At 65.9% G+C, this 21,773-nt stretch carries 20 protein-coding genes; 10 read left to right on the top strand and 10 right to left on the bottom strand.

The annotated features are described in order from the left end of the window. Positions 1-30: 30 nt before the first annotated feature. On the top strand, positions 31-990 hold the full coding sequence (locus tag FB466_RS05340; RefSeq protein ID WP_141916447.1) for an endonuclease/exonuclease/phosphatase family protein: 960 nt from the start codon (positions 31-33) through the stop codon (positions 988-990). Between the two features lie 52 nt (positions 991-1,042). Continuing rightward, a complete protein-coding gene (locus FB466_RS05335) occupies positions 1,043-1,429 on the top strand; it encodes a hypothetical protein (protein ID WP_141916445.1) in 387 nt (128 codons plus the stop codon). 69 nt (positions 1,430-1,498) lie between these two features. Here the strand turns inward: FB466_RS05335 and FB466_RS05330 are convergent, their stop codons facing one another. The 5 genes from FB466_RS05330 to FB466_RS05310 all read right to left on the bottom strand — a co-directional run bounded on the left by FB466_RS05330 (position 1,499) and on the right by FB466_RS05310 (position 10,659). Beyond that, positions 1,499-3,835, bottom strand: coding sequence for a Xaa-Pro dipeptidyl-peptidase (locus tag FB466_RS05330; RefSeq protein WP_211344758.1), 2,337 nt, complete (start codon positions 3,833-3,835; stop codon positions 1,499-1,501). A gap of 270 nt (positions 3,836-4,105) precedes the next feature. Continuing rightward, complete coding sequence (locus tag FB466_RS05325; protein ID WP_141916444.1) at positions 4,106-6,451, bottom strand: M64 family metallopeptidase; 2,346 nt, start codon at positions 6,449-6,451, stop codon at positions 4,106-4,108. A 301-nt stretch (positions 6,452-6,752) separates the two neighbouring features. Further along, positions 6,753-7,814, bottom strand: coding sequence for a COG1470 family protein (locus FB466_RS05320; protein ID WP_141916442.1), 1,062 nt, complete (start codon positions 7,812-7,814; stop codon positions 6,753-6,755). A gap of 151 nt (positions 7,815-7,965) precedes the next feature. Continuing rightward, positions 7,966-9,231, bottom strand: coding sequence for a PucR family transcriptional regulator (locus FB466_RS05315; protein WP_141916441.1), 1,266 nt, complete (start codon positions 9,229-9,231; stop codon positions 7,966-7,968). A 189-nt stretch (positions 9,232-9,420) separates the two neighbouring features. Continuing rightward, positions 9,421-10,659 carry an MFS transporter gene (locus FB466_RS05310; protein WP_141916440.1) on the bottom strand — a complete coding sequence of 413 codons (1,239 nt, stop codon included), beginning with the start codon at positions 10,657-10,659 and terminating at the stop codon, positions 9,421-9,423. A 55-nt stretch (positions 10,660-10,714) separates the two neighbouring features. Here FB466_RS05310 and FB466_RS05305 point away from each other — a divergent pair, with 55 nt between their 5' ends. Then, positions 10,715-11,083, top strand: a complete 369-nt coding sequence (locus FB466_RS05305) for a MerR family transcriptional regulator (RefSeq protein ID WP_141916438.1) — start codon at positions 10,715-10,717, stop codon at positions 11,081-11,083. A 71-nt stretch (positions 11,084-11,154) separates the two neighbouring features. Here FB466_RS05305 and FB466_RS05300 read toward each other — a convergent pair whose 3' ends face one another. Next, positions 11,155-12,066, bottom strand: a complete 912-nt coding sequence (locus FB466_RS05300; RefSeq protein WP_170206035.1) for a CPBP family intramembrane glutamic endopeptidase — start codon at positions 12,064-12,066, stop codon at positions 11,155-11,157. Positions 12,067-12,207: 141 nt separating this feature from the next. Here FB466_RS05300 and FB466_RS05295 point away from each other — a divergent pair, with 141 nt between their 5' ends. The 4 genes from FB466_RS05295 (at position 12,208) to FB466_RS05280 (ending at position 15,230) form a co-directional block, all read left to right on the top strand. After that, a complete protein-coding gene (locus FB466_RS05295) occupies positions 12,208-13,422 on the top strand; it encodes a sensor histidine kinase (protein WP_141916435.1) in 1,215 nt (404 codons plus the stop codon). A gap of 8 nt (positions 13,423-13,430) precedes the next feature. Beyond that, positions 13,431-14,057 (top strand): response regulator transcription factor, encoded by a 627-nt coding sequence (locus FB466_RS05290; protein ID WP_141916433.1) that lies wholly within the window; start codon positions 13,431-13,433, stop codon positions 14,055-14,057. 226 nt (positions 14,058-14,283) lie between these two features. Continuing rightward, positions 14,284-14,955, top strand: a complete 672-nt coding sequence (locus FB466_RS05285) for a hypothetical protein (protein ID WP_141916431.1) — start codon at positions 14,284-14,286, stop codon at positions 14,953-14,955. Then, complete coding sequence (locus tag FB466_RS05280) at positions 14,952-15,230, top strand: ABC transporter ATP-binding protein (protein WP_141916430.1); 279 nt, start codon at positions 14,952-14,954, stop codon at positions 15,228-15,230. The genes FB466_RS05285 and FB466_RS05280 overlap by 4 nt, the downstream gene beginning before the upstream one ends. Before the next feature lie 47 nt (positions 15,231-15,277). Here the strand turns inward: FB466_RS05280 and purB are convergent, their stop codons facing one another. The 4 genes from purB to FB466_RS05260 form a co-directional block, all read right to left on the bottom strand. After that, positions 15,278-16,675 carry an adenylosuccinate lyase gene (gene purB / locus FB466_RS05275; RefSeq protein ID WP_141916428.1) on the bottom strand — a complete coding sequence of 466 codons (1,398 nt, stop codon included), beginning with the start codon at positions 16,673-16,675 and terminating at the stop codon, positions 15,278-15,280. Further along, the gene (locus FB466_RS05270) at positions 16,672-17,151 is read right to left on the bottom strand and encodes a low molecular weight protein-tyrosine-phosphatase (protein ID WP_425460896.1); all 480 of its coding nucleotides are present in this window, start codon (positions 17,149-17,151) and stop codon (positions 16,672-16,674) included. The genes purB and FB466_RS05270 overlap by 4 nt, the downstream gene beginning before the upstream one ends. Positions 17,152-17,298: 147 nt before the next feature. Next, complete coding sequence (locus tag FB466_RS05265; RefSeq protein WP_141916426.1) at positions 17,299-17,958, bottom strand: pentapeptide repeat-containing protein; 660 nt, start codon at positions 17,956-17,958, stop codon at positions 17,299-17,301. Between the two features lie 5 nt (positions 17,959-17,963). Then, on the bottom strand, positions 17,964-18,380 hold the full coding sequence (locus FB466_RS05260) for a phage holin family protein (RefSeq protein ID WP_141916424.1): 417 nt from the start codon (positions 18,378-18,380) through the stop codon (positions 17,964-17,966). Positions 18,381-18,479: 99 nt separating this feature from the next. On the opposite strand from FB466_RS05260, the gene FB466_RS05255 reads away from it, so the two are divergent. From FB466_RS05255 to FB466_RS05245, 3 genes are read left to right on the top strand one after another with little or no spacing between them, the layout of a single operon-like run. Beyond that, positions 18,480-19,601 carry a histidinol-phosphate transaminase gene (locus FB466_RS05255; RefSeq protein WP_141916423.1) on the top strand — a complete coding sequence of 374 codons (1,122 nt, stop codon included), beginning with the start codon at positions 18,480-18,482 and terminating at the stop codon, positions 19,599-19,601. After that, complete coding sequence (locus tag FB466_RS05250) at positions 19,598-20,761, top strand: thiamine pyrophosphate-dependent dehydrogenase E1 component subunit alpha (protein WP_141916421.1); 1,164 nt, start codon at positions 19,598-19,600, stop codon at positions 20,759-20,761. Before FB466_RS05255 ends, FB466_RS05250 begins: the two co-directional genes overlap by 4 nt. Further along, positions 20,761-21,753: an alpha-ketoacid dehydrogenase subunit beta gene (locus tag FB466_RS05245; RefSeq protein WP_141916419.1), complete on the top strand. Its 993-nt coding sequence runs from the start codon at positions 20,761-20,763 to the stop codon at positions 21,751-21,753. The genes FB466_RS05250 and FB466_RS05245 overlap by 1 nt, the downstream gene beginning before the upstream one ends. Positions 21,754-21,773: the final 20 nt, after the last annotated feature.

Here is a 21,773-nt window from a genome sequence, read left to right as displayed (position 1 = left end):
ATATGGATGTCGGCTGGTTAGGCTTCTCCTATGTTCGCATCGCCCCGCTCCTCGCGCCCGGCATCATTGCCGCGCTCACGGCGTGGCCGTGCCTCCGCCTGGTTTGTGGTGATCGTGTCCCTCGCGCTGCTCGCGGTCTTCATCGGGCACCGTGTGATTCGTGGCACGCTGGGCACGGTGGTGGCTGCGGCGCTGCCCTGGCTGGGTCTGCTCCTCCCGGTGCTCCTCCTTGTGGCCCTGGTTGCCCGGCGGCCGCGTGCGGCCCTCGTGGTGCTGGCCCCCGCCGTGGCCTGGTCACTGATTTTTGTGCCGCACCTGGTGCCGCTCACACCCCCGACAACTGCCGCGCCGAGCGGCACAATCGTGGCTGCCAGTCAGAACGTGGAGGTGTCCTCGGGTACCGCCGCGGAGTCGGCGCTGGGGCTGGTGGATGCCGGGGCCGATGTGATTGCCCTCGTCGAGCTGAGCACCGACGCGAGTGCGGAGGCGGCGGCCGCTCTCGCGGACACGCATCCGTACTCGTATGTGGTGGGCACGCTCGGGGTGTGGAGCGTTTTTCCGATTCGAAACGAGCAGCCGCTCACCCTGGGCCTGTCCTGGAAGCGTGCGATCACGCTCGATGTGGAGACGGAGGCCGGGCTCGTGAGCATCTACGCGGTGCATGCGGCCTCGTTTCGCCCCGGGGAGCAGGTTGACCGCGATGTGATGCTCAATAACCTGGCCGAGATGGTCAAGAATGACCCCAACGAGCGGGCGATCATCCTGGGTGATTTTAACGCCACGAGTGACGACCCGGCCCTCTCGCGCCTCTACGAGTACGCGGTCGAGGCCAACCAGTCGGATATCTCGCTGGGTTTCACCTGGCCGACCATTTTTCCCGTGGCCCGCATCGACCACATCTTTGCGGTGGGCCTTGACCCGGTGGAGAGTACCGTACGCCGGGTCGGGCATAGCGACCATTTGGCGGTTATCGCTACGTTTAATCTGTAAAAACCTTTACCCTGTACTCAGCCCCCAGAAAACTCAACGATGAGGACACCACATGGGCACGAGCACTCTTGACCTGACAATCATTAACCGCCGCAGCGTTGTGGTAGGACGGCCCGTCTTCTTCGTGTACATGGAGTTGCGTGAGGATTCCGTGCTCCTTGAACTGAAGCTCCTGGACCGGTTGAACTCCGATGACCCCGGACCGCTGAGTCGGCACGAGGCGTCACGGTTGGGCTTGCTGCCCGGGGATGTCCTGGCTCGGCTGGGTCTGCGCGACTCGCTGGGCCGTGAGTATCCGTTTCGCCTCGGCACGGGGGGCGATGAGCATAACGCGACGTGCATCGTCACGTACGGTCGGCCGAAGGGCCCGCGGCCGGGGTGGCTGGAGATCGTTGCCGGTGCCGGGGAGGCGCTCGTGCGCATCCCGCTCGGTTCCTGATGCGTCGATCCGGTTAACGTGGTGAGGCCCGCGCCGAGTGATCGGTGCGGGCCTCACCTGTTCATCCGGTTAGATCAGCGTGAGCGTCAGAATACCCGTGTAGGTGCCCACACGCGTGGCACCCGGGATACCCAGGTTGAGCCCGCCGGAGCAGGTGAAGCTGCCCGAACTCTGCCCGGTGGGGGAGGCGCACAGCGTCTTGGCCTCGCCGAGACCCGTGCCGGGGGTGGCCGTGGTTCCCGCGTTCACAAGGCTGGCCTCGCCGGGAGCTGTGGGTAGTGTGCCCACGTAGGTCTCGGCTTTCGGGCTCCAGCCGAGGTTGTTGGCCAGGATGGTGCCCTTTCCGCTCGTGAAGTTGGAGACCTGACCGGTCAGGTCCCAGCCGGCCGAGGTGCCGCGGGAATCAACCACCTGCACGGGGTGCAGGTTACCGCTCGTCACCTGGTCGATGCCCGTGAGGGTGACGGGGGTCATTGTCACGGGGTCGGTGCTCGACACGGTCAGGGTCAGGGGAGAGCCCGAGACACTGGCCGTGATGACCTGGTAGTTAGTGCCGGGCTCGCTTGCGCCGAGGCTCGTGGCGAGCTTCTGTGCGCCGCCAACGAGGGGCAGTGAAACTGAGGATTTCGCCGGGTTCACCGTGAGCGTGGTACCCGTCGCCGGACGAACCGTGTACTCGTTATCGGAGGACATCACGACGACACCGATGCGTGAGCCGGTGCTGAAGATGTAGTCCTTTGGCTCGAAGTCGAAGCTGAACTGGTACGCCTTTCCCGCCGTGATGGGGTCGGTCGCGGCGGCCGAGTTGCGGTTCTCCACATCCATCCAGCCCCGCGTGATGATCTTCGGTGAGCCCGTCGCCGGGTACTCCACGAGCAGTGCTGTGAGGTTGGCCTTCGTGCGGTCCACCGCCACGTTGAGTGACACCGTGGGTGTGCCGGATAGCCGCACGGAGTCCGTGAGTGGGCGGGTCTGGTAGACGAGCCGGTTCGCGGAGGTGGCGGCGGCGGCCAGCGCGGCGGCCTTCTTGGTGGCGTCATCCGTCACCGTCTCGGTCTTTCCGCTCGTGTCGAGTTTGAAGTCCAGCACGCCGAGCGCGTTGGGCGTGGCGGAGGAGGTGAGGTTGAGCGATACGGGGGTGGCCGCGGCATCGGGCCAGTCGGCGTACTCGACGAGGGTCTTATCCTCGCGCTGGATGTACGCCTTGTTCAGGTTCTCCACCCCGTTGTTCTGCTTGTACAGGTAGCGGGTGAACCAGCGGTTGAGCAGTGTGTCGTTGGGTGCCCCGCCGTGGCCGCCCTGGTGCAGATAGATCTGGTGCGGGGTGCCGTTCGCTTTCACGGCCTCGTAGAGGTCGGAGGCGTTCTTGGTCATCACGTTCCAGTCGTTGAGGCCGTGCGCCACGAGGGTGGCCGCCTTAATCTTGTCTGCGTTGTTCAGGTAGTTGCGCTCGTCCCAGAAGGAGCTGTAGTCGCCGGTGTTGCGATCCTGCTGGGCGGCGAGGTCGGCGATGACGGGCTTGCAGGTGGCCTGGGGCAGGCGGGTGTGGACGTAGTCGGCGAGGACATCCGCATCCTCACCCTGGTAACCGCCGGGCGCGCGCACCGCGCCGTTGGAGCGGTAGTAGTTGTACCAGCTGGAGATCGCCGAGATGGGCACAATCGCGTCGAGGCCTTCCACCCCGGTGCTGGCCACTCCCACGGGGAGTGTGCCGTTGTAGGAGGTGCCGATCATGCCGACGGATCCCGTCGCCCAGTTCGCGGTGACGGCCCCGGTGCGGTTGGCGCTCGTGTAGCCCGTGGTGCGGCCGTTTAGCCAATCGACCACGGCCTTGCCGCCGAGGGATTCGTTGGTTCCCCCGGTGGTGGGGCACCCCTCGGAGAAGCCGCTGCCGAGAGATTCGGCGTGCACAATGGCGAAGCCGCGGGGAACCCAGGTGGATTCAAATGTGCTCGAAACTTTGGGGCTGGTTTTGGGTGCTGCGGGGGCGGCAAAGTTGGCCTTGCTGGTGGGGGCCGAGCCGATCTCGTGGTCAACCGACCAGTTGGGGACGGTGCTGCCGCCCGCATAGTAGGGACTCATCTCCATGATGACCGGGACTTTCAGCCCCGCCGTGTTGGTCTCGGGGACTCGGGTGACGTCGATGTGGACGAGGTCATTTTTACCGTCACCATCCGAGTCCACCTCGCTCTCTACCCAGACCTCCTGGCGAATCCACTCGCTGGAGGTTTTGGTAAAGACCGCCTGCGAGAGGCCGTCCACAAAGGTGGGTGTTGCGGGTGCCGGGGCGGCGGCGGCAATCGCGGAGGAGGAGAGAACGAGCGTTCCGGCCATCAGCGGTACCGTGGCGCACGCGAGCCAGCGGGTTGCCCGGCGGCGCTGTGCGCCGGGGTGGGGTGTAGACATTTAATAACTCCCTCGTTATACAACATGAAACACGACACGCGCCGGGGTGGGGTTGGCCTTCCCCGAAGAGACCCCGGGCAACGTTAACGTGCAGCTTAGGGAGGGCGTGGCGCGGGCGCATCCGCCACATGTCGGAGGTTTGGGGGAGCGGGGGCGACGCGGTGTCGGGTGGGGATAACGCCGTGAGCGTGCGATCCGGTGGGGGATGACCCACTCGCTGCGGGGGCTCGCACCAACCGGCGTGATCCGAGCCCCCGAGGTATCGTCCCGCTAAATGAGGGTCAGGGTGAGGATGCCCGTGTAGGTGCCCAGCCTGCTGGCCCCCGGTATACCAAGGTCAAGCCCGCCACCGCAGGTAAAGCTGCCCGAGCTGTGACCGCTGTCCGCCGCGCAGAGGCTGAGTGGTGAGCCGAGTCCCGAGCCGGGTGCGGCCGTGCCGCCCGCGCGCACGACGCTGGCGTCCGACTCCGTTGTGGGTAGGCCACCGCCGGTCACGGATGCGCTGGGTCGCCAGCCCAGGTTATTGGCCAGGATGGTCCCCTTCCCGCTCGTGAAGTCGGAGACCTGGCCGGTTAGGCCCCAGCCCACGGCCGTGCCGCGGGCATCCGCCACCCGCATCGGGTGCAGCGAGCCGCTCGTCACCTGATCGACACCCGTGAGGGCCACCGGTGGCAGCGTGATCGGGTCGGTGCGTGACACCGTGAGGGTGAGCGGTGCGCCGGTGGCTGTGGCCATAATCACCTGGCGAGGGTCGGCGTCGTCGCCGCCCAGCACGGTGACGGTGAACGCTCCGACCTCGCCGATATTGCCGGCGGCATCCGTGGCCCGATATTCGACGCGGTGGGTGCCGTAACCGGGTTCGCGGTCCTGGAACGGGGAGAGCGACATGCCGCCGGTGCCCAGGTTGCCGTAAACCAGGTCGTCAATGTTGGTGCCGGTGGGGGTGAACAGGAACGGTGCCTCCTTATCGGTGGGCCACCCGTAGTAGTTGTGCCAGCCATCGCCGTCGAGGCGGAACTCGGTGACCACGTAGCCGGGCTGGTCATCCGCGGGCGTGAGTTTCAGGGCAAACGACTCGTTGACGGTGTAGTGCGGCTCGCCCGTGCCGTTCTGGGTCACCGCGATGGGTGCGGTCACCTGGGCCGTAACCGTGGGGCTGCCGTTATCGACGGTCCAGGAGGTGGTGTCGGAGGGTGCCCCGCGCGTGGTCGGGTCGCTCACGGTCGCCGTCACGGTGTGCGAACCCGCCGTAAGATCCAGCCGCGCCAGGGCGAGGTTGCGGGATTGGCTGGGGTTGGGTACGGGTGTCCCGTCGAGCGTCCATTGCACGTCGAAGACGCGATCCTCCATGTGTGACGTTTCAACGTAGAGCACCTCCGTGGCCCCGGTGGGCCGGGTGGTGGGGCTGGACTGGGTGAACTTTGGTGCGGTATCACCGCGACTCACGGTTGTGTCACCCACGGTCCAGGTGCGCACCTGGGTCATGGATGCGCGGCCCCGCAGCGCGGGGTCGCGCACGTACTCGGTGTTGTCTACGGTGGTGGCCGTGACGGTGTCGCCCGCCCGGGCACCGTGATCCTCCAGGGAGAACTGTCGCGAGTTGTTGGTGTCGGTCACGGGTGTGCCGTTGATGGCCCAGGTCACATCGAGCTCATGGTAGACCGGGTGGGCCGTCTCGACCCAGAGGATGGAGTTTTCGGCGACCGGTGCATTCGTTGGTGTGGAGCGGGGCACCAGCTTGGTCTTTGCCGAGATTTTTTCGGTCATGATTTCGCGTGAGACCTGGTCGTACTGGTAGCCGAGGGTCTTCATCTGTGAGTGGCGGCTGGGCCGGTACACCCCCGTCGAGTAGTACTGGCCGCCCTCGTAACGGCCGATGATCCCGCCGGATTCGCTGGGTTCACCCATCCATCGCCACCATTTTTTCTTCTGGTCCACCATCTGCTGCTCGGTGAGGAGCGTGTGGTGTGCCGAGCTGGGCTCGCTGCCCGTGTAGTTACCGGTGGTGACACCGCGGCTGTAGTAGTCGTACTCGTCTTGGAGTCCGCCGAGGGAGTGCCCCAACTCGTGGGGTGAGATGAGAGCGGAGAGGGCGTTTCCGCCGCTGGCCGTGGCGTACGATCCGCCAGCGCCGCCATACGTGTCGCTGTTGGCGAGAGCCAGAATCTGGTCCACCTTGGGTGCGGTGGCGGCGTACTGCTTGGCGAGGGTGCTGTTGACCGTCAGGAGTCGCTGCACGCTGCTCGCGTTACAGCCGCCCCAGAAGGCCATCTTCAGCGGGGTGTTCTTTGTGCCTGAGGTCAGCTGGTTGTCGCAGCTCACGCCCGACTCGCCGGAGACGATCTCGACCGCGTACACGTTGAAGTAGTTGCGATAGCTCTTGTAGGGCTCAATGCTCCACATCACGTTCAGGTGCTCCTCGACCTGCTCCCGGAAGAGCGGCATCTCGGCGGCCGTGTAGCCGTCGCCCAGGATGACGAGCGAGAAGCGCTCCTGCGGGTCACCCGTTACCTGGATGGGCACAACGGTTGAACTGCCAACCGCGGGTTCGTTGGCCTGGGCGGGGAGGGCCGTTGACACCATGAAGCCCAGCGCCATCACGGGCGCGGTGAGCATCGCGATCAACCTCCGCCCCCGATGCGGGGGTCTGCGTGTGAGTATGGACATAATTAACTCCGTCGTTAATGTCGTGGTGGATGCGGCCGCCCGGTGGGCGTGCCGCGGGGACTGTGTCCTAGGAGCCTAGACATCCCGCCGCGCGCCGTCATCGTCGCTATGACGAAGGAATCCGCGCCGGGTGCCGACGATCGTCGAGGGCATTGCCCCGTACCCTTCCGGGTGACTTTTCCTCACACATCGACGTTTATTGCTCGGTCGCATGAACAGAACTCACCCAAAACGGGTCCGGCCGTCTCGGTCAGGCGGTGGGTTGCGGATGCTCGCTAGCCGTGCCGGCCAGCGCCGCCTTCGCCTGCGTGCGCCAGCGGCGTCCGCGCCACCAGAGCCAGAAGATCAGCCCGGCCAGCAGCAGGATAATAATGAGCACCGTATAGGGCAGCGCCAACGCCCACCCGCTGGCCGAGTCGTTCGTGCCCACGTCGTCGCCCGCGTCACCTACCGAGGTGGGGGTGAGCGAGACATCCGCGTTGACAAAGACCGCGGGGGCCACGCCCGTGACAGTCTCGGTGAACTCCACGGTTGAGCCGGGCAGCACATCCGGCAGCTGGCGATCCTCGGCGGCACCCAGTGACCAGCCGAGCAGGCCCGTGAGGGTGAGCGCGGCGGTGCCGCCTAGGCGCACATTTCCGGTGTTTTTGACGCTGTAGGTGACGGTGCTGGTGCCACCAAACAGGTCCCAGCCGCCGTCGTAGTTCACCGTCACGTCGGAGACCTCCAGGTGCGGTGTGCGCTCGCCGGGGATGTTCACGTACAGTCGCACGCCCACGCGCCGGTCCACCGAGACCTGCTGCGCGCCGTCGCCGGAGGTGCCCAGCTCGCTCAGCGAGGCCACGATGCCACCCGCGTGGTCGCCCGGTGACGCGGTCGGCGGCACGGTCAGGCGGAAGGGGATGTCGAGCCGTTGGCCGGGTTCGATTGTATAGGTGCCTTCGCCCGTGATGCCCACCCAGTTGCCCACGTCCACCGAGGGCGTGCTAGCGGGTGGTAGCGTGAAGGAGCCGTCGGTGGTCATGGCCGCGTCCATCGCATACACCCGCATCGAGAGGGTGTTGTGGCCGAGGTTGGAAACTCCCACGTAGTCCGTGACGGTGTCGCCGGGGGAGAGGGTGTAGCTCATCACGTCGCGGCCGTCGGGACCCTCGGCGGAGGAGGGCTGCACGGCCCACGAGATGTCGTCGTCGGCCGCAAACGCGGCCGGAGCGAGACCTCCGCTGAGCACGACGACCAGGGCGAGCGCGAGAGCACCGGTGAGCCCTCGCCGGTGGGGGGCACGGGTGGGTGCGGAGGGGTTCGACGTCATTGGTGATCTCCAGTGTGCTGCTGTGGCTGCCCGTAGGGGGCACGGGCGGGTGGGGTCGGGATGCGCGGGCAGGGCTGGGCTGCGGCGGGCCGGTACCGGCGTCCCCAGCCTAGAGCGCGGTGGGGTGGACGACATGGGCCGTCTGTCGGGTTCACGCGGCTCCCGACGCAACATCTGTCGAATAGACTGCCGCGTCGGCGAATTGGTCGGTGCCGATGCGCGTGAGCATGATGGCGAGGTGCAGGCCCAGGCGCTGCACGCCATCCTGAAGGTCAACGCCCACGATGCGTTCGATGCGCTCCAACCGGTAGTAGAGCGACGTGCGGTGTAGGTTGAGCTGGGCCGCCGCATCCTGCACCCGGCAGCCCAGGTTGAGGTAGCACTCGGCGGTTTTGAGCAGTGTCCGTCCGTCTTTTTCGCTCAGTAGGGCGGCGAGTCCGGCCTGCACGTCGCTCGCCTGGACGCCGTGCGCCGCGATCGAGTACACGCTGCGGTAGACGCCCAGCCGTCCCCAGTGCACGATCCGGTCGGGGACGTCGAAGGCGACAGCGATCTGCGTCGCCCGGCACGCGTTGGTGTAGCTCTCCTGCGCCCTGTCGAGCCGGTCGTGACCCTCGCCAATCCCCACGATCACGCGGTCCACGCCGGGCAGGGTGGCCAGGATGTCGTTGGCGGCGGCGAGCAGGCGCTGCGCGGTGTCCTCCGCATCGGGAAATCGGCCGGGTGTGTCCGATGTGGGGACGAGGAGCACGGCGTGGTCGGGGCGCACGAGGCTCAGGACGTTGATCTGGCCACAGGTGCGGGTGGCGGCACGCACGGTCTTGTCGAGCCGCTCGCGCAGTTCGCTGGCGTGTGGGCCACCCGCTGTCATGACCGGGCGGATGACGAGGGCGCGCACGGCTGCCCCCGCGGCAAAGAGGCCGTCCTCCGTCACGTCCTCCGCGGCGCGCGCGACGGTCTCGCCCGAGCCCAGTAGCAAGTTGCGCACGCTCACCGAGTTTCGGGAGGCGGCGGTGTTCTGCTGCATCCGCCACCGGTACCATTCCTCGGCGAGGCGGTCGCCGAGGCCGTGGGCGCGCTCCACGTCGAGGGCGTCCATGCGGTCGGGTGCCTCGATGAACCAGAGGTATCCGAGTGGCAGGTTCGACTTCCAGATCGGCACGCACAGCCGCGGCAGCATGTTTAGCTCGGCATTCTGCGGCAGGTGGAAGGACTCGCGGGCCTGGTTCACGCCCAGCCCGAGCAACCAGGAACTCACGTCGGGGCCCGCGTGGTGCTCCAAGATGGTCTTGCGTCGCACCTCGTCAATGAAGTTCGACTGGGGACTGTACGCCACCACCCGCTGCTTTCGGTCCTCGATCAGGGCCGGCCGCCCCAGCACCTGAGCAATGTAGTTGACGGTTTGCTGAATACTCATTGAAACCCTACTTTTGTCTGACTGTCACGCTCCTCGTCTTTGAGGTGCGCCACACGGTGGACTGTCATACACAGGTAACACACTACACTCACCCGGGAGTTTCCTGCACGTTCGGCCGTGATCGGGCGGTAACGCCAAAGGGCATATATAATGCAAGCTTCGTTGTTATCTTGCGCCGCCAGTACCGCACTACGGATGCCGCGGCCCGGCCAGCGGGAAGGCCCGCTTCCGCCCCACCACGGCCACAACAAGCGCCACTGCGGCGGCGGCGAACGCGAGCCAGGCCGGCCCTCCGTCGCCCAGTGTGCCCAGGGTCACGCCGCCCAGCACGGCACCCAGGCCGATGCCGAGGTTCCAGATGGTCACGATCATCGCCTGCGCGACGTCCAACTCGCGGCTCATGAGCTTGGCCGGCACGGTCTGGAAGAGGGGTGAGACCGAGCCGTAGGTGAGACCCCACAGGGCGACGGCAACCAGCGTAACGGCCACCTCACCCGACAGGGCCGCCAGCGCCAGCATGGTGGTGGCGAGGAGGGCCATGGCCCCGAGAATCAGCAGGCGCAGGTGGCGGTCGATAAACATACCCACAAGCCAGATGCCCACGAGTGCGCTCACGCCAAAAACGAGCAGCACCGTGTCGAGCGAACTGGTCAGCCCGGATGTGCGCATGAGGGGTCCGATATACGTGTAGGCCACGTTGTGGGCCACCACAAAGGCGAGTGTTGTGGCCAGCAGGAGGAGCATCCCGCGCGTGCGCAGCACCCGGCCAAACGACCCGTGGGCACCGGCTACCTCGCCGGGCAGGGGCGGCACGGCGGCCACGATCCAAACGATGACCAGGGCCGTGACGGCCGCGATCCCGCCGAACACCGGGTGCCAGCCCACGATCCCGCCCAGGAAGGTGCCGAGCGGCAGCCCCACGGCAAAGGCCAGCGGTGCCCCGGCCATCGCGATTGTGAGCGCCCGCCCCTGGTGCTCGGGGCGCACGATCCGCAGGGCGTAGCCGGCGAGCATCGACCACAACATCCCGGCAATCATGCCGCCGAAGATGCGCGCCACGACGGTGAGCGCGTAACTGTCCGAGACGGCGGTCACGGCGTTGACGGCGGCAAACCCGGCGACCAGGGCGAGCAGGAGCGTGCGCCGGGGTACCCGGCGAGTGAGCGAGGTGAGCAGGATGGCCGTGAGCGCGCTTGTGGCCGCGTAGACCGTGATGAGCTGGCCGATCTCCGGCTCGCTCGCCCGCAGGTCCGCGGACATCGCGGTGAGCAGCCCGGCGGGTAGCGTCTCGGTGACGATCGCGAGGAAGACCACGAGTGCGAGGGCGCTGAGGGCGCTGAGCGGCAGTCGCTCGCCACGGGGTTCCTGATGTCGGGGTGCGGGTGATGCCGTCTCAATCGTGCCGGTCTGTGGTTCTTTAAGTGTCATTCGGATAGTATGAAACCTTCACATCTATGTGAAGGTCAAGTGGGGGAGAGATATCATGAAAATTGGCGAGCTTTCGGCCCGGACGGGTGTGGTCGCGCGCCTCCTGCGCTACTACGAGGAGCAGGAGCTCCTGTTTCCGGAGCGCACGGCCAACGGATACCGTGCGTACGCCGAATCAGATGTGGAGCGGGTGCGCAACATCCGCGAACTGCTTGATTCGGGCATCCCCACCTGGATCATCCGGCGCATCCTGCCGTGTGTGATGAACTGCGGGTCGCCGTCGGACGCCTCCGTTGTGCCCTCGATTGACGCCGAGACGGCCCGGGTTCTCAACCAGGAGCGGGAGCGCCTGACGTGCAAAGTAGAGTGCCTCACGCGCAACCGCGACGCCATCGCGCTGTACCTGAGTAAGGCGCAGTGGTAATTAGCCGTTTTTTCGCAGTGTTATCTGTCATTCCCGCTGCGACAAACTCCGCTTCCTTCGCGACTGTTTCCTCAGCTATCGCCGTCCAGAATGCGCTTGCCGCGTCGCAGGGCTGTAATGACTAGTGCCAGGCCGATGGCGGCCTGGACCCCGCCGATGGCGAGCCACGATGCGACCGCATCCACCTGGTGCAGGAATCCCACGGCGAGGTAGTTTCCGACGTGGAAGCCGCCGTGCACCCCGATGGCTGCCCAGAGCGATCCTGTCCAGAGCAGCAGCCCCACGGCGAGAAGAGCAAAGCCGAACGGCTGAGCAAGGTAGAGTACGTGCTCCCACGCCGACTGCTGTCCGCCGTTGGACACGAGGTGGATCGCTGTGAAGGCGAGCGTCGTCACGACGACCGCGAGGAGGGGGCGCTCTCGCACGCGCCACAGCAGCATGCCGCGGAACAGCAGTTCCTCGGGAATGCCCTGCTGCACGAACGCCAGGCCCAGGTAGTAGACGATCAGCAGCGCGAGCATTACCGGCGTCGCGGTCTGGTCGCCAAGCAATGCCTCCTCGCCGAGCACGGGGCCGGTGGCGGGCAGAAGCGCGACGACCGCGAACAGGCTGGCCGCCGCCGCCGCGACGCCGAGCAGAAGCCACACCGCTGAACGCTTGCCCCAGCGCCACCCGGCGGCGCGGATCGGGGTGCGCTCGATCCACCGCATCCACATCCACACCCCGAGCACCACGATGCCGAGCGTGAGCGCCTGGAGCACCAACGCCAGCGCGAAGCCCCACGGCGACGACCCGCCGAAGATCTCGACGGCGCCGGGGATGATGCTCAGCGCTGCGGGTGCGAGACTCGCGACGAGGTTGGCGATCATGAGGATTCCGATGGCCGCCACGACCCGCACGGCGATGCCGAGCGGACCTAGGCCGAGCCGCGGAGACAAAACGGGCCAAGTGGGCGAGACTGATGAGTCAGGTGTGGTGTTCATACAGGGGACGCTACGGAGTCGCCAGGCATCCCGCGCGCCCCCGCAGTCACGTCTGCGACTTACCCCGGTCATCAACGACGCTGCGCGAATCGTGACCCCGGTCACGTGTGGCCGAGCCCGCGACTGTATACGCTGAAGGATATGTCCAGCATCCCGACCCGCCGCGCCCTGCTGCTCGACCTCGCCGCGGCCACCGGATTGGGTGGGCCGGCGCTCATGGTGCTGTACTCCTACGATCGCAGGCCAACGTGGATATCGGTGGCTGTCGTGCTGCTGCTCACCGCCGCCATTGCGATCTGGGTGCTGTGGCGCCGCGACCGGCTACGGTCGCACGTCGCAGCGATCGCGTTCGCGGTGATCGCCACGGCGACCATGACGCTCGGCGATGGCTCGCTGTACTACGGCATCATTTGGGTGGCCTGTCTTGTGCTCGGTATCACGTTCGCGTCGGGGTTCGTCGTGTGGGGTTACGCGGCGGCACTGGTCGCGCTGGTCGTCGTACTGCACCTGTCGACCGGCAGCTCGGTCGAGCTTATGGTGAGCGAAGCGATCGCCGCGATGTTCTTCGCGGGCATTGCTGCGGTGGTCGCGGCGATGCTGGGCGACAGCCTTCGCGCCGGTGAAGCGTTGCGTGACGCGCTTCGGCAACTGGATGCGGCCAACGTTGACTTGCGCGGCCGTCTCAACACCGACCGCGACCTCGTGCTCGCGCGCGAGCGAGAACGCACAGCGCGCGAGTTACACGACAGCCTCGGGCATCGCCTCACAGCCATCGGCCTCTCCCTCGACTACGCCGCCCGCGTCGATGACTCGGATGCGGCGCACGAGGAGCTGCGCCGCGCACGCGAGCTTGTTGGGGAGTCTCTCGACGCGATGCGGTGCCTCGTGCGCGCGATGCACCCTGTCGAGCTCAGTACCCTTCGCAACGCCGAGGCGTTCCGCGCGGTCGCCGAGGCGTTCCGCGGCACGGGCATCGACATTCGCGTGTCAATAGAGGGCGACGACTCCGCGCTGAGCCACGAGCACTCCCTGCTGCTGCTGCGCTTCGTGCAGGAGGGGCTGACAAATGTGGTGCGCCACTCGAATGCGACCACCGCGGAGCTGCGCATGATCCTCGGCGGGGCGAACGACACCGTTGCACCTGCCGCAGTTGTGCAGGCCGTGCTCGAGGATCACGGCGTCGGGCCGTCCACCATCCCATTCACCGAGGGATTCGGCCTCCGCTCCCTCAGAGCTCGAGCCGAGGAGCTCGGGGGAACGCTCGACGTGACCCCGATGCTAGACGGCTTCCGGCTTGCAGTTGCCCTGCCAGCGGCGGCGAACGACATGCGCCTCGTGAGCAGCGCCACGGCATAGGACGTAGCATGAGTGCAATCCGCGTGATCATCGTAGACGATCAAGAGCTGCTGCGGCGAGGCCTGCGCATGATCCTCGAAACCGATCCGGTTATCGACGTTGTCGGCGAAGCCGAGAATGGGATGCGGGCACTCGCGCTCATCCCGCACCTCGCGCCCGACGTTGTGCTCGCCGACGCCAGGATGCCCGTGCTCGACGGGCTCGGTCTCGTACAGCAATGTACGGTGTCGCATCCCGGCCTGCCCGTGCTCGTGCTCACGACATTCGACGACGCTCGCCTCGTGCACCAGCTGCTCAACGCGGGGGCCGCCGGATTCCTCCTGAAAGACATCTCGACGGAAGCGCTCACGGATGCCATCCGCCAAGTGCTCGCGGGCGGTCTCGTGCTCGATCCCCGCGTCGCACGTGCAGCACTGTCGTTCGGTTCGTCGGCTGACAGGCAACCCGCTCTCACCGATGCCGAGCAGGCAGTTGCCGACCTCGTCGCACGTGGCTTGCCGAATGCTGAGATCGCCACGCGCCTCCACCTCGCGCATGGCACGGTGAAGAACACCGTGTCCGCACTGCTGCGCAAACTTGACGAGCCCGATCGCACCGCTCTCGCGCTCCGACTCGCCCGCGGGTTAGCGATTTGACGTCGTGACGGCGTGATAGTCGGTGCGGGGCACGTGGCCGGTTCATCGAACATGACGCGCGCGGGCCTAAGCGGTCAGGATCTGCACTTATTGGCCTCGCCGTCCTTGCTGCCGAAACCGGCAGGAAAGTGGTCGTGAATACGATCGGTCCAGAACCCGGGGCCGGATTGCGCTAAGCGTCCAGCAGGTACACTGGTCACATTCCCACACGAGAAGAGATCTAAGCGTGTCTGCTGTTCTACACGAATCCGCCACCGCGGCAACGGGCGAGGCATCCGCCTTTCGGCTGGTGAGTTCTATCCGTGCCGCCGTGTACGTGCCGGGCGCGATTGTGCTGGCGTTCACCGCCCACCTGCACCGGACCATCATGTTTGATCTGATCTTTGTGGGCATCTTTGGGATCGTCTCCGCCCTGGCTCTGGGCGCGACGGTGTTCCGTGTCGGCGTGCGTTCGCTGGGGAGGGCGGTCGTGGCTCATGCCGCGCTGAACGCCGCGGTGGGAATTCTGGCGCTCACCCTGGTGGCTTCGGCCCTGGAGGCTCAGTCCCTCGTCTCGGGGGACGCCGCTGCCGTGGCGCAGGCGTTGACCCTGCGCGAGGGTGTCATCGATATGCTCGCCATCCTGGTGATCGCCTGGGCGGCCGGTACGGCGGTTATTGACGTCCTGCTCGGCTGGTTCAGCCGCGGCCGCAGCTATGCACGCGACTACTTCGTGCTGGCGGCGTGTGCCGCCATACTGGCCATTGTGTGTCTTTTTGTGGGTGAGGACATCGTTGCGCTCATGGGCTTCTGTGGTGGATACCTCGCCATTGCCGGTGTCTACCTGGGGATTGCGGCCGCCTCGGTAGGAGTCACCCCCCACCCTCGCGGCAGCGTACAAGCGGAGATCCAGTCATGACCCTGATGCCCCCGACCCCCTCACACGAGCCCAGCAAGCGCGACCGGCTCAAGCCGGTCGAACTGGTGGGTTTCGCCGCCATCCTCGCGATCTTTGCCGGTCTCATCAGTCTGATGTCAACCCGTCAGATCGAGCTGGCGCTCATCTTCGCCGGTGGGGCCTTCATCGTCACGCTCGTGCTGCTGGCCCTGCTCGGCATGGGGATGAAACCCAACGACCTGGAGAAGCGCGACATCGACGCGCAGGACCGCGACGATGCGGGTGGCGGGCACTAGATCGGACGATCACCACCGGGGCGGTTGTGTGCGCTCGGTTGATGCCGCTACTCTGCGGCGACCGCGGGCAAGTACCCCAGCAGTTCGGAGGCGAGCCCCACGTAGCTGGCGGGGGTGAGCGCGAGGAGGCGGGCCCGGGCATCCGCCCCGATCTCCAGCCCCTCCACAAAAGCGGCCAGGTCGGCGGCACCGATGCGCTTGCCGCGTGTGAGTTCTTTGAGCGCCGCATACGGGTCCTGAATGCTCGACCGCCCGGCGGTCACCTCGGCGCGGATCACGGTCTGGATAGCCTCACCCAGGACCTCCCAATTGCCGTCTAAGTCTGCGGCCAGCAGCTCGGGGGCCGCATCGATCTCGCCCAGGCCGCGCAGGATGTTGTCGAGCGCGAGCATCGAGTGGCCAAAGCCCACACCGATGTTGCGCTGCGCCGACGAGTCGGTCAGGTCTCGCTGCATGCGGCTGGTGACGAGCGTCGCGGCGAGCGAGTCGAGGATAGCGCAGGACAGTTCCAGGTTGGCCTCGGCGTTCTCAAACCGGATTGGGTTGACCTTGTGCGGCATGGTCGAGGAGCCCGTGGCCCCCTCCACCGGGATCTGCCGGAAGTAGCCGATCGAAATGTACGTCCAGATATCCGTGGCCAGGTTGTGCAGGATGCGGTTGGTGTGTGAAATCCGTGCGTACAGCTCGGCCTGCCAGTCGTGCGATTCGATCTGCGTGGTGAGCGGGTTCCAGGTGAGCCCCAGTGAGGTGACAAACTCCTCGGAGGCTGCGGGCCAGTCCACGGCGGCATCAGCCGCGATATGCGCGGCAAACGTGCCCGTGGCCCCGCTGAACTTGCCCAGATACTCGGCCGCCTCGATCTGCTCACACTGGCGTTCCAGGCGGTACACAAACACCGCGAGTTCCTTGCCCAGCGTGGTGGGCGTCGCGGGCTGGCCGTGGGTGCGGGCCAGCATGGGCAGTTCGCGGTACTCCTCGGCCTGGCGGCGCAGCTCGGCGATGACCTGGCGTAGGCGGGGCAGCCAGGTGCCCTGCACGGCCTCGCGCACGGTGATGCCGTAGGAGAGGTTGTTGATGTCCTCGCTTGTGCACGCAAAGTGCGTGAGCTCGGCGATGGAGTCGAGGCCCAACTGGGAGAGTTTCTCGCGCACCAGATACTCGACGGCCTTCACATCGTGCCGTGTGCGCGCCTCGATGGTGGCGAGGGTGTCGATCTCGGTTTGGCCGAAGTCGCGGGCAAACGCGCGCAGGGCATCCTGATTCTCGGCACCGAGCGGGGTCGAACCGAATAGTGAGTGGTCGGTGAGGTAGAGAAGCCACTCCACCTCCACATGCACGCGCGCCTTGTTCAGGCCGGCCTCGGAGAGCGTATCGCCCAGGTCGGCGACGGCAGCGCGGTAGCGGCCGTCAAGCGGGCTGAGGGGCTGGGGAGGAAGGGTGCTCATGCGGTGATATCTCTCTGTCGGATGGCGGGCTCAAGCTGGTGGAACAGGGCGGCACACGCCGCCTCGACGGTGTGCAGCACCTGGCTGAACATCGCATCGTCCGAGTAGTAGGGGTCGGGCACGTCAAGCTGGTCACCGCTGCGCGAGGCGAATATCATGAGCAGTTCTACCTTGTCGAGCTCCTCGGGCGTGGGTGCGAGGGTGCCGAGCACGCGCAGATGGGTGCGGTCGAGGGCCACGATCAGGTCGTTATTGGTGAAGTCGTTCAGATCCATCTGGCGGGCGCGGTGGCTATGACCGTCGTAGCCGCGGGCTGTCAGGGCCGTCAGGGTGCGGGAATCTGCCTTCTCGCCGACATGCCAATCGCCCGTGCCGCGTGAACTCACCTCCACCTCCCCACTCAGGCCAGCGACATCCACAATGTGACGAAAAACAATCTCGGCCATGGGGGAGCGGCAAATGTTGCCGGTACACACAAAGCACACGCGAAAGGCATCTGAGGAACTCTGCTTGGGCTGGGGCACAGTCTCTATTGTGGTGTAGTTCGAGGCGAAAGACACGTTCGGTTCTGTCACCCGGGCACATCCAGCACAATCGGGTGGTCTCGTGAGGGGATGCGCATACTATTCCTCGATCCGGATGCCGGCCTGCTGCGCCAGCAGCGTCGCCAACTCTGCGACCTGCGTACCGTTGAGGGTGGCCCCGCGTAGCCCGGACATCCCGTGAATCACCCGCAGGTCGAGCCCGCGCAGATCAACGTGTTCGAGGGTGGCGTTGGTGACGTCGAGTGTCTGCACGGCGGTGTCCACACAGGCCACGCGGGTGGCGGTTGCGCCGCCCAGGTCAAGCTCCTCCACGCTGCAATTGCTGAGGAGCACGTCTCGTAGGTGTGCCCCGCGCAAGTTGAGGTAGCCGATCTTGCAATTGCTGATGTGCACCGAGTTCCAGCTGGAGTCGTAGAACTCGGCGGACCCCCAGCGGCAGGTATCCACCCTCACATCTGCGAGCCGGGAGCGTGGCGCTCGCAGGGTGGGCGCGTTGAAACGCTCCAGCGTGGTGTCGAGAAATGTGGCGGCACGCAGCGTGGTGTCATCGGCGGTCACCTCAACAAACGCGCACTCACGGAAGGTGACACCCGAGAGATCCCGTTCGCTGAGGTCATCCCCCCGATAGCGTTCGCCCTCGCGAGTGTCGTGGGCACGGAGGCTGCCGAGCTCGGCCTCCGCCAGGTCGGGGGTGGTGAGGGAGTCGATACGGGGGGCGTGGGTGAGTTGGTGGGCCATGTCGGTCAGTCGCGGTCCCGCTTCGAATCCTGCGACGGCTTGACCACGAGGTTAATCGCCCAGGTAAACAGGCTCAGCACGATGGCCCCGAGTACGCCCCACCAGAAGCCGTCCACCCGCAGGCCAAACCCAATCAGGTCCGAGAACCACGCGGTGAGCAGCAGCATCAGGCCGTTCACAATAAAGGCAAAGAGCCCCAGGGTAATGATGTACAGGGGGATCGACACGATGCGGATGACCGTGCCCAGCGTGGCATTCACGAGACCAAAGATGAAGGCCACCACCAGAAAGGTGAACGTGACCCCCACCGCGGTATCCGAGAGGGGATCCACCCAGACGCCGGTGTTGCCATTGCCGCCCACAATCAGGGTCGTGAACCACAGAGAAACGGCGCTGATCAGAACACGAATCACAAATGCCATGCGTCTACTATTGCACCGCTTTGGTGCGTGTGCACGGGGGTTATCCACAGCCCGCCGAAAAATGCCCGCCTGAGAATACGCCGTCGGTAGACTCTATGGATGACCAGCACAAACGATGCTCCGGTACGACTACGCAGCGAGATCCTCGCCACGCCGCCCTACGCGCAGGGCGTCGCACCGGCACCGGGGGGGTACAAACTCTCCAGCAACGAAAACCCTTTCGATCCGCTGCCCTCGGTGGCCAGCCGGGCTCTCACCGTCGCCGATTTTAATCGGTATCCAGATGCCAGAATGCCCGCCCTCCGCGCCGCCCTCGCCGAGCGTTACGGCGTGCCGACCGAGAACATCCACGTTACCGCGGGCTCTGTAGCGCTGCTCTATCAACTGGTCTCCGCCGCTGCCGGACCGGGAGACGAATACATTTACTCGTGGCGTAGCTTCGAGGCGTACCCCGGTCTCGGTGTTATTTCGGGGGCCCGCTCGGTACAGGTACCCAACACGCCCAGCTACGCGCACGACCTGGCGGCGATTCTGGCGGCGATCACCGACCGTACCCGCATCATCCTGCTGTGCAGCCCCAATAACCCCACCGGCACCGTCATCGCCGCGGCCGAGTTCGAAGACTTTATGGCGCGTGTGCCCGCCACCCTGCTCGTGGCCCTCGATGAGGCCTACTGCGAGTTTGTCACCGACGGCTCGGCGGTCAACGGTCGCGACTACATTGGCCGCTACCCCAACCTCGTCATTCTGCGCACCTTCTCCAAGGCGTACGGTTTGGCCGGGCTGCGCGTGGGCTACGGAATTGGTGATAGCCGCATCCTGGATGCCGCCCGCACCGCCGCCATCCCGCTCGCCGTCACGGATGCCGCCCAGCAGGCCGCCCTCGCCTCGCTCGACGCTGAGCGCGAGCTGATGGCGCGGGTGGCGCACCTCACCGCGCGCCGTGACCGAGCCGTCACCGCCCTGCGCACCGCTGGGTGGAATATCCCGGAGGCTCAGGGCAACTTTTTTTGGCTGCCGCTCGGGGAACAGACCGAGCATGCCAACCGGCTGTTCACCGACGCGGGACTCATCGTGCGCCCCTTCCCGCCCGAGGGCATCCGCGTCTCGGTGGGTGAGGACGCGGCCATCGCCACCCTCCTCTCTGTTGCCGAGACCATCCTGTCCGACCTCCCCGCCGATTCACCGGCCCGCAGCGCGCAGAAAGCGAGTACACGATGAGCCCCGCTACCCCGGTGCCGCAGAGCGACCCGGCCCCCGTGCAATTCCTCACGCCCGCGGGCGAACTGGTTGAAGATGCCGCCAACGAGGAGTACCTTCCCTATCTGAACACCCTCGATGAAGCCGACTACCAGCGGTTCCATCACGACATGGTGATGACCCGCTACTTCGATGAGGCCTGCACCAACCTCCAGCGCCAGGGTCAGCTGGGTCTGTGGGTGCCCAGCCACGGCCAGGAGGGTGCCCAGGTGGGTTCGGCTCACGCCGCGAAACCGCAGGACCACATCTTCCCGTCGTACCGGGAGCACGCGGTGGGCCTCGTGCGCGGTATTGATCTGCTGGGCATTGCGGCGCTACTTCGCGGCGTCACGCACAGTGGGTGGGACCCTAACGACCCGAAAAACGGCAACTTCCGTCTCTACACGCTCGTCATCGGCTCGCAGGCGCTGCACGCCACAGGCTACGCGATGGGCCAGCAATTCGACGGTGTCGTGGGCACCGGCAGCCCGGAGACGGACGAGGCCACCATGGTCTACTTCGGCGATGGTGCGACGAGCCAGGGAGACGTGAGTGAGGCGTTTGTGTTCGCCGCAAGCTACCAGACCCCGCAGGTGTTCTTCCTTCAAAACAACCAGTGGGCGATTTCAGTCCCGGTGAGCCGGCAGTCACGCACCCCGCTCTATCGGCGCGGCACGGGTTTCGGCATCCCGAGCGTGCAGATCGACGGAAACGACGTGCTCGCGGGCTTCGCCGTAACCGCCAAGCACCTGGATGACGCCCGCGCCGGCCGGGGCCCGTCACTGATTGAGGCTCTCACCTACCGCATCGGTGCCCACACCACGAGTGACGACCCGACCAAATATCGCGGCGACAGCGAGGTGGCGGGCTGGGTTGCCCGCGACCCGATCACCCGGATGGAGGCGTTCCTGCGCTCGCGGGGGGTGGGGGAGCGGTACTTCACCGATCTGACGACGGAGGCAACCGATTTTGCTGCCGATATTCGTCGTCGCACACTCGCGCTCGACAACCCGCCCACCGACGTGATCTTCGACTACGTCTATAGCGAGCCGCACGCTGTGCTGGATGCGCAGGCTGAATGGTTTGCCCGCTACGAGAACTCGTTCGAAGACTCCGCGGAGTCAGGACAGGGGAACAACTAATGGCTCAGAACGACGACATTCAGAATATCCCGATGGCCAGGGCCATTAACCTCGGCCTCCGCCAGGCATTGCTCGATAATGAGAAGGTCATCCTGATGGGCGAGGATATCGGCACGCTCGGCGGCGTCTTCCGGATCACCGAGGGGCTGCACGCCGAGTTTGGCGACAAGCGGGTGCTGGATACTCCGCTCGCCGAGTCCGGCATCATCGGCACCGCGATTGGCCTGGCCATGCGCGGCTACCGGCCCGTCTGCGAGATTCAGTTTGACGGCTTCATCTTTCCCGGATTTGACCAGATCACCTCACAGCTTGCCAAGCTGACTAACCGCTACCTGGGTTCGCAAACGTTCCCCGTGGTGATCCGGGTGCCCTACGGCGGGCACATTGGCGCGGTTGAGCACCACCAGGAGAGCCCCGAGGCCTATTTCGCGCACAGTGCTGGCCTGCGTCTGGTGAGCCCCTCCACCCCCAACGACGGCTACTGGATGATTCAGGAGGCCATCGCCAGCAACGACCCCGTGATGTTCTTCGAACCCAAGAGTCGCTACTGGCCGAAGGGCGAGGTCGATTTCCGGGTTCCCGTTGCGGGTTTGCACACGAGTCTCGTGGCCCGCACGGGCACCGATGTGACGGTCGTGGGCCACGGCGCGATGGTGTCGGTGCTGATGCAGGCCGCCGCGCTCGCCGAGGAGGAGGGTACGAGTATTGAGGTCATTGATCTGCGCACGCTCTCACCGCTCGACTACGATCCCATCCTGGAATCGGTGCGCAAGACCGGCCGTCTCGTGGTCGCACAGGAGGCTCCCGAAAACGCCAGCGTGGGCAGCCAGATCGCCGCAACCATCGGCGAACGGGCCTTCTACTCGTTGGAGGCACCGGTACTGCGGGTGTCTGGTTACGACGCACCCTTCCCACCCGCCAAGCTAGAGTCTCAGTACCTGCCCGATGCCGACCGCGTGCTGGAGGCCGTGGACCGCGTCCTGTCCTACTAACAGCATCCGTTTCTACCCGT

Origin of the sequence: Klugiella xanthotipulae, from assembly GCF_006716695.1 — a bacterium.
In the GTDB taxonomy this organism is placed as follows: domain Bacteria; phylum Actinomycetota; class Actinomycetes; order Actinomycetales; family Microbacteriaceae; genus Klugiella; species Klugiella xanthotipulae.
The sequence above is the reverse complement of the archived record's forward strand: the minus strand, read 5'-3'. Positions and strand labels throughout refer to the sequence as shown.

Bases quoted from the DNA above. Each gene is read 5' to 3' on its own strand.
- FB466_RS05280 (WP_141916430.1), top strand. From the start codon at position 14,952: ATGACCCTGATGCCCCCGACCCCCTCACACGAGCCCAGCAAGCGCGAC.
- FB466_RS05305 (WP_141916438.1), top strand. From the start codon at position 10,715: ATGAAAATTGGCGAGCTTTCGGCCCGGACGGGTGTGGTCGCGCGCCTC.
- FB466_RS05310 (WP_141916440.1), bottom strand. From the start codon at position 10,659: ATGACACTTAAAGAACCACAGACCGGCACGATTGAGACGGCATCACCC.
- FB466_RS05245 (WP_141916419.1), top strand. From the start codon at position 20,761: ATGGCTCAGAACGACGACATTCAGAATATCCCGATGGCCAGGGCCATT.
- FB466_RS05320 (WP_141916442.1), bottom strand. From the start codon at position 7,814: ATGACGTCGAACCCCTCCGCACCCACCCGTGCCCCCCACCGGCGAGGG.
- FB466_RS05295 (WP_141916435.1), top strand. From the start codon at position 12,208: ATGTCCAGCATCCCGACCCGCCGCGCCCTGCTGCTCGACCTCGCCGCG.
- purB (WP_141916428.1), bottom strand. From the start codon at position 16,675: ATGAGCACCCTTCCTCCCCAGCCCCTCAGCCCGCTTGACGGCCGCTAC.
- FB466_RS05250 (WP_141916421.1), top strand. From the start codon at position 19,598: ATGAGCCCCGCTACCCCGGTGCCGCAGAGCGACCCGGCCCCCGTGCAA.
- FB466_RS05340 (WP_141916447.1), top strand. From the start codon at position 31: ATGTTCGCATCGCCCCGCTCCTCGCGCCCGGCATCATTGCCGCGCTCA.
- FB466_RS05330 (WP_211344758.1), bottom strand. From the start codon at position 3,835: ATGTCTACACCCCACCCCGGCGCACAGCGCCGCCGGGCAACCCGCTGG.
- FB466_RS05325 (WP_141916444.1), bottom strand. From the start codon at position 6,451: ATGCTCACCGCGCCCGTGATGGCGCTGGGCTTCATGGTGTCAACGGCC.
- FB466_RS05290 (WP_141916433.1), top strand. From the start codon at position 13,431: ATGAGTGCAATCCGCGTGATCATCGTAGACGATCAAGAGCTGCTGCGG.
- FB466_RS05260 (WP_141916424.1), bottom strand. From the start codon at position 18,380: ATGGCATTTGTGATTCGTGTTCTGATCAGCGCCGTTTCTCTGTGGTTC.
- FB466_RS05315 (WP_141916441.1), bottom strand. From the start codon at position 9,231: ATGAGTATTCAGCAAACCGTCAACTACATTGCTCAGGTGCTGGGGCGG.
- FB466_RS05335 (WP_141916445.1), top strand. From the start codon at position 1,043: ATGGGCACGAGCACTCTTGACCTGACAATCATTAACCGCCGCAGCGTT.
- FB466_RS05300 (WP_170206035.1), bottom strand. From the start codon at position 12,066: ATGAACACCACACCTGACTCATCAGTCTCGCCCACTTGGCCCGTTTTG.
- FB466_RS05255 (WP_141916423.1), top strand. From the start codon at position 18,480: ATGACCAGCACAAACGATGCTCCGGTACGACTACGCAGCGAGATCCTC.
- FB466_RS05265 (WP_141916426.1), bottom strand. From the start codon at position 17,958: ATGGCCCACCAACTCACCCACGCCCCCCGTATCGACTCCCTCACCACC.